Raw genomic sequence first — 12,401 nt, 5'->3', positions numbered from 1 at the left:
CTTCTGAACTGACGATGTCCATCGAACCGACGATGCCCGCCGAACGCACTCGGCTGGCCTGGACCCGGACCACCCTGGCCGGCGTGGTCTGCCTCTTGGGCGTGCTACGACTGTTGGCCGAGGTCTCGGTTCCACTGGTGGCCGCCGTCGGCATCGCGCTGCTGATCGCCGGTGCCCTGGTGGCGGGCGTACGCATCCGCAGCCGCGTACAGCGCCGCCAACTGACCACGGAGACCGCCGTCGGACGCAACGCAGCGCTGCTGACCACGGTGGCCTCCCTGGCCTGCCTGTCCGCAATGGCGTACGTGATCTTGGTCTGATCCAGCCTGGAGTGCCGCTCGGCCGGCCCGAGGCAACACGTACGCCAAGGGTCAGCCGTAGCCGAGCTCGTGGAGCCGGACGTCATCGATCCCGAAATGATGCGCGATCTCGTGCACCACGGTGATGTGCACCTCCTCGACGACGTGCTCGAACGCATCGCAGATCGCCAGCGTCGGCTGGCGGTAGATCGTGATCTTGTCAGGCAGTACGCCGCTGTAGAACTCACCGCGCTCGGTCAAGGGAATGCCCTCGTACTGGCCGAGCAGATCCGACGGACGATCGGGCGGCGGATAGTCCTCGACCAGGATCACGCAGTTGTCGATCAGGGTCGCCAACTCCTCCGGAATCGTGTCGAGGGCCTCAGCCACCAGCTCATCGAACTCGGCGGCAGTCATGGCGATCACCGCCCCGATGTTATCCGCCCGCCCAGCTACGACCCGAACCTGAGAATAACAACAATGTAGTTTTCGCGATCTCTGCGGCGTGTCGTCTTGCCAAAGTGACCAAATGGCAACTCAGATCTTGCGGTAACGGTTGTGACACGTTTAGAGTCCTGCGATGTCTGAGGTTTGTGTGACTGGTGTGGCAAAAGTCGCACCAGTGACGCCGAGCCATCAAAGCCCCGGCTGACACCGGTGAAACGGAGACATCCAGTGAGCACCATCACACGCAGAGCCCTCGTCTCGACGACCGTCGTCGCGATGACCGGGCTGGTGGCCGGGTTCGGTGTCTTTCCTGCCATCGCCGTCAGCACCATGACCGCTACCACGGCTGTGAACATCCGCTCGAAGCCGAGCACGAGCGCGAAGATCGTCGGCGGGCTCTATCGCGGCCAGACCGTGACCGCCGTCTCGATCTCCGGGGGTTGGACCAAGATCAAGTTCGGTTCGGGCACTGCGTACGTGTCCAGCCAGTACCTCAAGGGCGGCTCGTCGCTGCCCGATGCCACCACCAACCAGACCCGGGTCACCACCACCGATGTCAATCTGCGCAAGGGTCCTGGCCTCTCGTACCCCCGGATCAGGGTGCTGGCGCGCGGCACCAGCGTCACCCTGACCGGCAAGGCATCACGCGGCTACACCGAGGTGAAACACAGTTCGACGACTGGCTGGATCGCCTCCCAGTATCTGCAGCGCGGCACCGGGCTGCCCGCGATCACGGGCACTCGGGTGGCCACCGCGGATCTGCTGATCCGGACGACCTCGGGCTCGAACTACAAGGTGGTCGGCGAAATCCCCAAGGGTGCCACCGTGTCGATCACCGGCACGGTCCAGAACGGCCGAGCGCAGATCATCTACCGCAACGCGGTCCGCTGGGTGACGGCGCAGTACCTCACCACGCCGGCCAACCCTGGCCCCATCACCCCCGATCCCAATCTGCCCAAGGTCACCGGCACTCGGTACGCCACCACGACCCTGATCATCCGCTCGACCCCGAATGACGACTTCACCTCGATCACCGAGGTCGGGATCGGCACCCTGCTCAGCATCACGGGTGTGGTGACCAACGGTCGGATGCAGATCGTCTACGACAATGCGGTGCGCTGGGTCACGGCGCAGTATCTGTCGACGACCAAGCCTTTGATTCCGGCCTACCCGGTGGAGAAGGGCTTGAAGCCGAACGCCATCAAGGTCCATCGCGCCGTCCGGGCGAAGTTCCCGCAGATCACCTCGATCGGCGGCGTCCGCCCGGACCCGCTGCCGGACCATCCCTCGGGCCGCGCGCTCGACCTGATGATCCCGAAGTACAAGACGGCAGCGGGCAAGGCGCTCGGCAAGGAGGTCGCGCTGTGGGCCAAGGCCAACGCCAAGTCGCTCGGCATCAACTACGTGATCTGGGACCAGCACATCTGGAACATCCAGCGGGACAAGGAAGGCTGGCGCTACATGGCCAGCCGCGGCAGCGACTCCGCCAACCACAAGAACCACGTGCACATCACCGTCTTCGCCTGAGGCCTGGTTGCCGGCAATCGTCTTTGGCCCGTGGGCGCCAGCCGTACGCGATCCCCGCCTGACTTGCGGGCGTCCTTGGCCCGCGGGCGCGAAACGTACGTGGGTTGCGCTTGGTCCGTCATCATCTGTGGCTGCCGGCGCGAAACGTGCGCTCGCTACGCCCGACCCGCGATCGTCTTTTGGCCCGCGGGGGCCAGCCGTGCGCATCTCGCGCCGAGTCGGCCAGATCGCCGAAGGTTAGGTAGAGTCTGTTCGGTTCGACAGGTCCCCATCGTCTAGCGGCCTAGGACACCGCCCTTTCAAGGCGGCAGCGCGGGTTCGAATCCCGTTGGGGATACCATCGCAAGGCGCCTCGTGCCGCGCCTCACGGGTCACGTGACCAGGATGTTCACCTGGCGAAGAAGTCGACGCGATGACTGAGGCCGCAGGAGCGGGACCGTCGGCGGCCCGCCCAGCTCACACCACGGGACAAGGCCGTCCGAGGGTTTCAGATCCGCTCCAGGTGCTCACTCGAATACCAGTTGCTGCCGCCAGTGACCCAGCCGCTGACGGGCGGCTTCTTGACGGTGAACTTCCATCCTCGATCACGGACCACCGGTCGACCATTCTTGTCAGTGCTGATCGGTCCACCCGGAAACCGACGCGCCCGAAGTCCCGACTTCGCGGTGACCCTGACCGTGTCGTTCTCCTTGATGTCTGCCTTGTTGGCCGGATTGGGACGGAGCCTTGGCCACAGGTAGTCAGTGGAATACCAGCTCTTCCCGTCGGTTGCCCATCCATCCTTCACCGCCGTGACCTTGAAGGTGCGTCCGGGATTGAGATCAGCCCCTGTCTTGTTCCCGCCTGGCTTATTGCGGCCGAGTAGCGGCGCTGCTGCCGTGACGACGATCACCACGTCGCCGACGGCTACGCGGTTGGGGTTGGCCGCGATGGCTCGGACCGAGCCCGGAGCGAGCCAGGGCACACGAACCCCACCGATGTCCTCGGTCCAGCCTTCGTACCGCAAGCCCCAAGCCCTCTCCACCCAACCCAGATCGGTCTCACCGGTGCGACCGGCAACCTTGAAGTCGATGGTGCGGATACGACCGCCGCCGAGGCTGATAGCCGAGTGCCCATGGCCTTTGGAACCACCTGTCCACATGACATGGGCACCGGCTGGTGGATTCCTGTCACCAGCGTGGCGGTGCTGGGCGGCCTTCCACTGGCGAGTGGCGTCCGGGTACATGTGGGGCGAGCGGTACCACTCCTGTGACTGCCACAGGCACATGCCAGGTTCGTTGCGCGTCGTACCTCGAGCTCGCTCGATCAACTTCTCAGCCGACTGCACTAGAGTCATCGTCAACACCTTCCTCACTCACGTCGGGAACGCTGTAGTCGGAGTTCTGCTCGCCGCCTTCGGGTTCGGGCTGCGGAAACTCCGCTGGAACGTCGTCGTCGCTCATCACTTCTCCTCACGTTTGCGGGCACGTTCACACACCGGACCCACCCGAGACGTCCGTGATACAGAGCGCCGACAGCATCGCCAGACGGCTGTCTGCGCACTTGCCGTCGGTAACCGATGCGACTGTCAGACGGTCTTGGTCCAGACCGAGATGTGCTTGGTGCTGTCGGCAGTCAGCGGTGATCGATCCCAGTCTGCCCAGCGGTACGCCAGACGCATCCCGGCGATGCGGGCCATCAGGTCCATCTCAGCCGGCCAGGCATACCGGAACGGGATCCGGCGGAACCGTCCGACGCCGTCCGGCGACACCGTGACGTGGTTGGACGTGAACTCCTGGCTGACGACGTCGTACTGGTCGAAACCGACGTACCCGCCGCCACGGCGATCGGGAGCCACAGTGAAGGGCACGGTGTCCTGCCCCGGCGGCAGGCGTCGCAAGTCGGGCAACCCGACCTCGATCAGGAACAGCCCGCCAGGCCGCAGATGCGCTGCCGCATTGACGAACACGTCGACCTGACCGTCCTGAGTCGTCACATTGCTGATGGTGTTGAAGACCAGATACACCAGCGAGTACTCACCCGGCACCCGGGCCGAGGTCATATCGCCGATGGTGACCTCGACTGCAGCACCGCCAGGCTTGTCGGCAACGCGGGCCGCCGTGGCGCGGCTCAACTCGATGCCGCCCAGCGGCACACCTCGCTCCGCAAGCGGGGCCGCAATCCGACCGGTGCCAACCGCGAACTCCAGCACCGGACCACCGTCCGCCAGCTCTTCGAGCACACTCACCACGGGCTCGATGGTCTCGGGCGCATTCGCACCACCCGGATCGTCATACTCGGCGGCGACGCTCTCGGGAAACCAGCCATCGGCAGTGTCATCCTGCGGCTGCCCGGTCCGCGGCATGGGCGTCTCGTTGCCGTTCATCAGTACGACCCTACGACGCGACCACACCGGCTGCCTCCGGACTATCGGTGCCCCAGTTTCCCCGGCCACCGTCACCCCAATCAAGTCACCGTCAGACTTCAGGACCAAGACCCATGGCGGCGTGGGTCTGATCGACGGTGAACGCCGGCACCGGCAGGTCGAGTTGGTCGGGATGGGCTCGGATGCTGTCGAGCATCAGGTGCAGATAGCGGCGGTACAGCTCGGGTGAGACCTCGCGGGATCGCTCCGCAATGGCATTGAGCCCAACCTGGATGAAGACCAGGTCGGTCCCCTCGACGTCGTCACGCAGCACGCCGGCCTCCTTCGCACGGGCGGTGATGGCGTTGACCTTGGGCGCGATGACCGACCGGCTCCAGTCGTGTTGCTCGGTGCGGATCCGTCGGCCACTCAGGATCTGCGCGAGACCACGGTCCTTGGCCTGGAGGGCCATCACCTGTTCCAGATAGGTGGCCAGCGCCCGCCACGGATCCGAGTCGGCAAGCGCCTCGTCAGCAAGCCTGGAAATCTCCTCGACCTGGAGCCCGAACAGGGCGTCCATGATCTCGCCCTTGTTCGCGAAGCGACGATATGCGGTGCCGACGCCAACACCGGCGCGGGCAGCAATGTCGTGCAGGGTGACATCCAGGCCGCGCTCGGCGAACAGCTCTCGCGCCGCGATCAGCAATCGGCGTCGATTGGCTTCGGCGTCCTTCCGCAGAGTCCGATGCTCGCCATCACTCGGGTCGCGCGGCTGTGTGCTCACGAATCCAGCCTAACAAGAACTGGACAGTTCGTGTCCGGTTCGACTATGGTGAATATGTGGACACTAGATGTCCAGTTACTAGGCCGACCCCCACGCCCGACGAGAGAGACGAGCGACGTTGTCCACTAGCGCGACATCAGGTGCCAACCCCACGACCCCGAGCCCAGAGCGAGCTGCCTGGCCGGCGGTTTGGGCACTTGCCCTGGGCGTGGTGTCGCTGAACGCCTCGGAGATGCTGCCGATGAGCCTGCTCACGCCGATGGCCACCGATCTGGCGGTGACCGAAGGACTCGCCGGTCAAGCAGTGTCGGCCTCAGCCATCGTCGCCGTGCTGACCAGCCTGTTCATCGCTCCGGCGATCGGTGGCGCCGATCGCCGGCGGGTGCTGCTGGTGCTGACGCTCGCGCAGGTCGTCTCGAACCTCGGGGTCGCGTTGGCGCCGAGCTTCGCTCCGCTGATGGTTGCCCGACTGGCACTGGGCATCGCGGTGGGCGGCTTCTGGGGACTGTCAGCATCCCTCGCGCTGCGGCTGGTGCCCAAGCCGGACGTGCCGAAGGCGTTGTCGATCATCTTCGGTGGCGGCGCCGTCGCCGGTGTCGCCGCCGCTCCGCTGGGCGCCTTCCTCGGCGGCCAGATCGGCTGGCGCGGGGTGTTCCTCGGCGCCGCCGTCTTGGCAATGGTGGCGCTGGTCACTCAGGTGCTCACCTTGCCGTCGATGCCGGCGACCCGGACCACGCCTCTGTCCGGTCTGTGGCACACCCTGCGTCTCCCGCAGATCGCCCTCGGGATGCTCGCCGTGATGCTGATGTTCGGCGGCCGGCAGACCTTCGCCACCTATCTGCGCCCGTTCCTCGAGCAGGTCCCGCACTTCGGCGTGAACGGCGTATCGCTCACCTTGTTGGCGCTCGGCATCGCGAACTTCGTCGGCGCGACCACCGCGGCTCCGCTGCTGAAGCGCAATCTCCGCAGCACCCTCGCCGTGGTCGGCGCCACGCAGGGTCTGCTGGTAGCCAGCCTGCTGGTCCTCGGCACCTCGCAGATCGCGACCATCGCCGTCGTTGCTGGGTTCGGCTTCGCGGTCGGAATGACACCGGTGGGCTGGTCGACCTGGCTCACGCGCACCATTCCGGACAACGCAGAGAGCGGCGGCGGCATCCTGGTCGCCGCGATCCAGGGCTCCATGCTGGGGGGCGCCGTCCTCGGCGGTGCGGTCATCGATACCTACGGAGTGACCGGCATCCTCGTCGCCAGCTCCGCTCTCCTGTTGATCGCCAGTGCGCACACATTGGTCGCGCTCCGCCCCTCACGCACGTGACGGATCCCTGCCTCTCAATGGCGTCAAGAGGCCCGACACGCCGAGAGTGTGTCGTTGAGAGTCAAATTCCCATCACGAAGTAATTGGTGGATTTTGAGCACCAGGCCCCGATTGCGACCACTATTATTAGTCCTACTATTGTGAGTCTGGAGGCGATGGACGCAGTCGAGAGGTAGTCACGATGGCTAGAAGCAAGGTGCGCATCATGAACGCCGAAGTGGTCGATGGCGGCACGATCGACCTTGATCAGGAGGATGTACGCCTCGCTGATGGCACCCGCTTGACCGAGGGTCGCGCAGACGAGTTCGCGGAGGAGGTGCGTCGGGGAGTTGGTCGTCCGTCCTTGAGCGCTCCGGGCCGTCGCTCCCCACAGCTCCGACTCGCGATCCCCGAACAGACTCGCGACCAGCTCAAGGCACGCGCCGCCGCTGAACATAGAAGTGTCTCGGAAATCGCTCGCGAAGCTCTGGAGCGCTACTTGGCGTCATGAGCCCTGACGCATCGCACTGACCCGCCACGCACACGTCAACCGGCCGCGCCAGGTCGAACTACTCCGCCATCACCGGCGGGTGATCGCCGTCATGGTGATGAGCCGGGCCGGAGCGCATCAGCAAGGCGATCCCGGCGCCCACAAGGGTGATCATGCTGGTGACCTGGAACAGGTTCGTGATCGAGGTGGTGGTGATCTGCAGCGCGGTGAGCTTGAGGAACTGATACTGACCAAGGATCCCCAGGTGGGCGAGCTGCGGATCGCTCGCCGAGATCAGCCCATAGCGGTCCGCGGTCAGCTGCACTTGCTGGGAGGCGACCATCGCGGACAGTGCGGCGAGGCCGAGTCCGGCGGCCACCCGCTGGACCACGTTGTTGAACGCCGCACCGCTGTTGGTGAGCCGGTGGTCGAGGGCCGCGAGACCGCTGGTCTGAACCGACATCATGGCCAGGCCGAGTCCGAACGCGTTCACACACGTCCAGCCGATGATCTGTTCCTTGGTCGTGGTCAGGGTCAGCCCGGTCATCAGGTGATTGGCGAAGGCCACGATGAGCAGACCCGTGAACACCAGCCACCGCGGCCCCAGCTTGTCGTACAGCCGCCCGGAGATGGGCGCGATCAAGGCCATCAGCAGCGCTTGCGGCAACACCACCAGACCGGCATGCAGGGGCGGTAGGCCGAGCACCGACTGCAGATAGACGGGGATGTAGAACAAGGTGGAGAACATCCCGATGCTGATGATGGTGACGATCAGTAGCGAGTTGACGTACGGCCAGGTCCGGAACACCGCGAGATCCAGCAGCGGATGCTCTACCTCCAGTTCGATGACCACAAACAGCGCCAGGCAGAGCACTCCGCCGACGATCAGGCCCAGTGTCTTCGGGCTGGTCCAGCCCCAACCCGCACCTTCGGAGAAGGCCAGCAGGATCGCCACCAGCCCGGTCGCGATGGCGACGAAGCCGAACACGTCGAATTTGTACGTCGGCTGCTGGTGGAACTTCGGCAGCATCCACAGCGCCAGCAGCACGCCCAGGACGGCCACCGGAACATTGATGTAGAAGATCAGCCGCCAGTTCACGTACTCGACCAGATAGCCGCCCAAGGTGGGACCGAGCGCCGGTGCGGCGATGACCCCGATGCCGTAGATGCCCATCGCCGAGCCGATCCGGTTCCGCGGTACCAGGCGATAGATCATCGTCATGGTGATCACCGGCAGGATCCCGCCAGGCACCGCCTGGATGACCCGGAAGGCGATCAGGCTGTTGAGACTCCACGCCACCCCGCACAAGGCAGAGCCGGCGGCGAAGCCGATCAGCGAGTAGGTGTAGAGCCGGCCGAGACCGACTCGGTCGCCGAGCCAGGCGGTCGTCGGGACGATGACGCCGAGCACCAGGCTGTACGCGGTGCTGATCCACGCGACCCTGGCGGTGCTGCCGCCGAACTCGGTCTGGATGGTGGGTACGGCGACATTGACGATGCTGGTGTCGAGCACACACATGAACATGCCGACGACCAGCACCAGCAGCGGCCCGAGCCAGTGTTGGGTCTGGGTCGGATCCGCCGGTGGCGCGGCAGGTGCGGCAGGTGCGGAAGTCTCGGGAGACTTCGTCAGCTCAGCCACGGTGGATGCGCGCCGTCACGTTCATGCCGGGCGCCAGCGCCAACCCCTCCAGGTCGTCGATGGTGATCTTGACCGGGATCACCTGGGTGACCTTCTGGAAGTTGCCTGTCGTGTTCGACTGGCCGAACGGAGAGAACACCCCGGCGGCGCCGATCTTGATCTCGGCCACCTGCCCGGTCAACTGCGCATTCGGGAACGCGTCGACAGAGATCTTCACCGGGGCCCCGACGTGGACGTCGTTGATCTCGGTCTCATCAACTCGCGCCGTCACGAACACGTCCGACCCGTCGTACGCGATAGCGAGCTGGGTGCCGGCCGCCACGAAGGAGCCGGGTACGCCGTTGTTGACGGCGATGGTGCCGTCGGCGGGCGCCCGGACCACCAACTGGGGCTGGGAATACCCGTTCTGGATGGCGATTCGGCCGACCGGCTCGTTGGCGGCCACCTGGGTGCCCTGGGTGGCGTCCCAATCGATCAAGGTGCCCGCGGTCGGGGCGTTGATCGAGATCTGGTTGCCGTCGATCTGTGCGTTGTCGGTCGACACATAGCTGCGCGCATAGACCACGTAGTAGACGATGAAAACCACCGCGACGATCAGCGCGACGCCGCCGATCACGAAAAGCCGGATCTTGGTGGCCGGACGCATCGGCCGCTTGCCGTCCTCGCCCCCGGCAGCCGGGTCAGCACCGGACTCGGGCTTCTCCTGATCGGAGACGACCGGATGCTCAACCGTCGAATCGACATCGGTGGCCTCGGCGTCGCCCGTCGCCGTCGCGGTCGACTGCTCACTCATGCTCATGCTCCTTCGTCGCCGTACGCCGGCGCGCTCAGTTGGCCCCATCCGGCAACACGACGTGCTGGCCCTCGGTCAGTCCCGACTTCACCTCGGTGGTCTCGGCACCGACGGCGCCGGCCTGGAACAGCACCGTCTGCTGACTGCCGTCGCTGTTCAGCAGCACCACCGCACTTGAGCCACCCTGCTGGTGCACAGCCTGGTTCGGCACAGTGAGCACCTCGGAGCGCTTCCGGGTGATCACGGTGGCTCGAGCCGTCTGACCGTCCTTGAGTTTGCTGTTGGACTCATCCATGCCGATCGTGGCCAGGTAGCTGATCGCGCCCGCAGTCACCGTGCTGGAGGGCGACACCGAGATCACCGTCCCGGCCAGCTCGACCCCCGGCAGCGCGTCAGGCTGCACGGAGACTGACTGGCCCGGCTTGAGCCGTGCCGCGTCGGACTGCTCGAACGGCAGGACGAGCTGCACCTTGTCGATGTCGGACAAGACCATGAATTGCGTGCCGCCCGGACGGCTGGCGCCGGTCGCGCTGACCGCCGTACTCGAGCCGGGGATGGCGGCCTCCGAACCCGGGGCCAGGGCCGTGGTCCCGGTGCTGGGGGCGACGTACTCGCCCCTTCTGCCGTTGATCACCGTGATCGTGCCATCGGCCGGCGCCACCAGTTCGGTGTCGTCGACCGTCTTCTGCGCGGTGTCGACCGCGGCCTGCGCGGCATCTACCAACGCTTGCTGCTGGTCCAGGCTGTGCGGCCGGTCGGCAGCGCTGGCGTTCAGCCCGTTCTGCGCAGCTACCACCGCTTGTTGCGCGTTCTCGACCGCCAGCTTGCCGGATGCGGCATCGACCTTCTTCTTCTGCTGGGCGGCAACCAAGGCGGTCTTGTCGGCGACGACCTTCTGTTTGGCCGCCGTCACCGCGGCCTTCGCGGTCGGCACTGACGCGCAGGCAGTCGCATTGCTGGTGTTCGTCGGCGCCGCAAGCTGGCTGTTCAACTGCTGCAGCGTCTGCTGGGCCTGAGCAACCACCTCAGGGTCACTGGACTGCAGTTGTTGCATCGCCGTCTGCAGCAGTTTGGCGTTGGCTTTGGCAGCGGACGCAGCCGAAGCAGCCTGGCTGCACTGCGACTCCAGATCCGACAAGGCACCCCGCGCAGAGCTGAGTGCGTCCTCATCGGTGTTCAGTTGAACCTTGGTCCGATCGATGGCCCGCTGGTCGGCCTCGGCCCCCGCCGCGGCTTGCCCCTTGGTCGCACTGACGACATTGCGGGCCTGGTCGACGCTGCTCTGCGCCCCGGAGACCGTCGTCGCGTCGCTGATCCGACCCAGACCGGCCTGCTGCGCCGCCAGGTTGGCCTCGGCCTGCTCGAGCGCGCGCCGTGCGACGCGGGAGTCGATTTTGGCCAGCACCTGGCCCGCCTCGACATGATCGCCGACCTTGACCTTGACCGAGGTCAGCTTGCCGCCCGCTGCGAACCCGAGATTCTCACTCGTGACGGCGGCGAAGGAGCCGTTCGCCGACACCCCGGCGGTGACATCGCCCCGGGTGACAGTGGCCGTCTTGGCGGCAGCCGCCGTGTGACCATCGGCCGAGCAGGACGCCAATCCCACGAGCAGCGCGACCGACCCGGCCACAGCACCAACTCGGCGCAGCTGACCACGACGAACAGACATCGGAACTCCTCACGACCAACACCGGAGCAAGAGTCCGAACGCGGACGCCGCCCACCACCGGCGGGTCGGCGAAGCCTCAGCTCTCACCCATAACGCTACGGTCACCGTAGCGGTACGAGATCGTAGTCCTATCCTGTCGGGATCGGAAACGGAGGATCGTGACAACTCAACGTCAACCGACCCAGGGGCAACCAACTCGAGGGCAACCGGCTCAAGAGCAACCGGCTCAAGAGCAACCGGCTCAAGAGCAACCGGCTCAAGAGCAACCGAGCAGCGGCGTCCGCCGAGGTGAGGCGCGGCAGCGTACCGACGAGAAGATCGCGGCTGCCGTACGCCAGATCATGCGCACCTCCGGCCCGGACGCGGTCACCATGGAAGCCGTCAGCGCGCTGTCCGGGGTGGCCAAGACCACGCTCTACCGCCGCTACACCGATCGCTACGACCTGATGGTCAGAATCGCCGAACAGTTTCCCAAACCCAGAATGCCGATCCCCGAGGTGGTGACCGAGGAGAGTTTCACGACGCTGGTCAGCACCATCCGCGACACCGTCGCCAGGGAGGTCGGCTACGCCTCGGTCGGCCGGCTGCTGGCCAGCGACGAGACCTTCCTCAGCACTTGGCGAGACCGACTGATCCGGCCCAGGATCGGCGCCCTGCACGACTTCTTCCGCCGCGGCGTGTCAGAGGGCACCCTGCGGGAGGACGTGGACTATCAGCAGGTGATCGAGTTCATCTTCGGTGGCGCGGTGATGGGCGATGCCGTCCGTGGCGGACTCCCCGATGACTGGGCGACCTTGGCCGCCGCCACCCTCTGGCGATCCATCGCCGCGCGATGAAGGGCGTCAAACCGGGACTTGGCCGACGCGAGGACGGGCTTGCGTCAAATTGTGGTGGGTCCGCTGACAATGAAGGGCCTGACGCATGTCCTTCCTCGGGAGAGACACCAGTCTGCTGACAGAGACGCGCGCCAGACCTACGAGCCATCCCGTCTCATCTGCGGTCGTTTGTGGCCCACGGGCGCGAACCGTACGGCAGGCACGCCTCACCGCCGATCGTCTTTGGCCCGCGGGCGCCAGACGTGGCCGTGGAAGCCAACCGCTGCGCACGGCCCG

13 protein-coding genes and 1 tRNA gene are annotated in these 12,401 nt (G+C 65.8%); 6 read left to right on the top strand and 8 right to left on the bottom strand.

Going from position 1 to position 12,401, the window contains the following annotated elements:
• Positions 1-14: 14 nt before the first annotated feature.
• Positions 15-320 (top strand): DUF202 domain-containing protein, encoded by a 306-nt coding sequence (locus MLP_RS03510; RefSeq protein WP_013861630.1) that lies wholly within the window; start codon positions 15-17, stop codon positions 318-320.
• Positions 321-371: 51 nt separating this feature from the next.
• Here the strand turns inward: MLP_RS03510 and MLP_RS03505 are convergent, their stop codons facing one another.
• Entirely contained in the window at positions 372-725 is a 354-nt protein-coding gene (locus tag MLP_RS03505) for a metallopeptidase family protein (RefSeq protein WP_013861629.1), read from the bottom strand.
• 249 nt (positions 726-974) lie between these two features.
• On the opposite strand from MLP_RS03505, the gene MLP_RS25990 reads away from it, so the two are divergent.
• Together MLP_RS25990 and MLP_RS03495 are read left to right on the top strand one after the other, a co-directional pair.
• A complete protein-coding gene (locus MLP_RS25990; RefSeq protein ID WP_013861628.1) occupies positions 975-2,273 on the top strand; it encodes an SH3 domain-containing protein in 1,299 nt (432 codons plus the stop codon).
• A 264-nt stretch (positions 2,274-2,537) separates the two neighbouring features.
• A tRNA-Glu gene (locus tag MLP_RS03495) sits at positions 2,538-2,613 on the top strand.
• 147 nt (positions 2,614-2,760) lie between these two features.
• On the opposite strand, the gene MLP_RS25985 is transcribed toward MLP_RS03495, so the two are convergent.
• The 4 genes from MLP_RS25985 to MLP_RS03480 form a co-directional block, all read right to left on the bottom strand.
• Positions 2,761-3,414, bottom strand: coding sequence for a hypothetical protein (locus MLP_RS25985; RefSeq protein WP_013861627.1), 654 nt, complete (start codon positions 3,412-3,414; stop codon positions 2,761-2,763).
• 172 nt (positions 3,415-3,586) lie between these two features.
• The gene (locus MLP_RS29180) at positions 3,587-3,715 is read right to left on the bottom strand and encodes a hypothetical protein (RefSeq protein ID WP_269453379.1); all 129 of its coding nucleotides are present in this window, start codon (positions 3,713-3,715) and stop codon (positions 3,587-3,589) included.
• 125 nt (positions 3,716-3,840) lie between these two features.
• Positions 3,841-4,638, bottom strand: a complete 798-nt coding sequence (locus MLP_RS03485; protein ID WP_231851415.1) for a class I SAM-dependent methyltransferase — start codon at positions 4,636-4,638, stop codon at positions 3,841-3,843.
• Positions 4,639-4,729: 91 nt separating this feature from the next.
• A complete protein-coding gene (locus tag MLP_RS03480; RefSeq protein ID WP_013861625.1) occupies positions 4,730-5,401 on the bottom strand; it encodes a TetR/AcrR family transcriptional regulator in 672 nt (223 codons plus the stop codon).
• Between the two features lie 118 nt (positions 5,402-5,519).
• On the opposite strand from MLP_RS03480, the gene MLP_RS03475 reads away from it, so the two are divergent.
• Positions 5,520-6,716, top strand: a complete 1,197-nt coding sequence (locus MLP_RS03475) for an MFS transporter (RefSeq protein WP_013861624.1) — start codon at positions 5,520-5,522, stop codon at positions 6,714-6,716.
• A 205-nt stretch (positions 6,717-6,921) separates the two neighbouring features.
• The gene (locus tag MLP_RS27250) at positions 6,922-7,206 is read left to right on the top strand and encodes an Arc family DNA-binding protein (RefSeq protein ID WP_013861623.1); all 285 of its coding nucleotides are present in this window, start codon (positions 6,922-6,924) and stop codon (positions 7,204-7,206) included.
• A gap of 58 nt (positions 7,207-7,264) precedes the next feature.
• On the opposite strand, the gene MLP_RS03465 is transcribed toward MLP_RS27250, so the two are convergent.
• From MLP_RS03465 to MLP_RS03455, 3 genes are read right to left on the bottom strand one after another with little or no spacing between them, the layout of a single operon-like run.
• Complete coding sequence (locus MLP_RS03465) at positions 7,265-8,827, bottom strand: DHA2 family efflux MFS transporter permease subunit (protein WP_013861622.1); 1,563 nt, start codon at positions 8,825-8,827, stop codon at positions 7,265-7,267.
• The gene (locus MLP_RS03460) at positions 8,820-9,620 is read right to left on the bottom strand and encodes an efflux RND transporter periplasmic adaptor subunit (protein ID WP_172641537.1); all 801 of its coding nucleotides are present in this window, start codon (positions 9,618-9,620) and stop codon (positions 8,820-8,822) included. Before MLP_RS03460 ends, MLP_RS03465 begins: the two co-directional genes overlap by 8 nt.
• 34 nt (positions 9,621-9,654) lie before the next feature.
• Positions 9,655-11,289 (bottom strand): HlyD family efflux transporter periplasmic adaptor subunit, encoded by a 1,635-nt coding sequence (locus MLP_RS03455; protein ID WP_013861620.1) that lies wholly within the window; start codon positions 11,287-11,289, stop codon positions 9,655-9,657.
• A gap of 158 nt (positions 11,290-11,447) precedes the next feature.
• Between MLP_RS03455 and MLP_RS03450 the strand changes: the two genes are divergently transcribed.
• A complete protein-coding gene (locus MLP_RS03450; RefSeq protein ID WP_013861619.1) occupies positions 11,448-12,125 on the top strand; it encodes a TetR/AcrR family transcriptional regulator in 678 nt (225 codons plus the stop codon).
• Positions 12,126-12,401 lie beyond the last annotated feature (276 nt).

The sequence above is a fragment of the Microlunatus phosphovorus NM-1 genome, assembly GCF_000270245.1.
Classification (GTDB): Bacteria; Actinomycetota; Actinomycetes; order Propionibacteriales; family Propionibacteriaceae; genus Microlunatus; species Microlunatus phosphovorus.
This window is presented reverse-complemented; position numbering and strand designations above follow the sequence as displayed.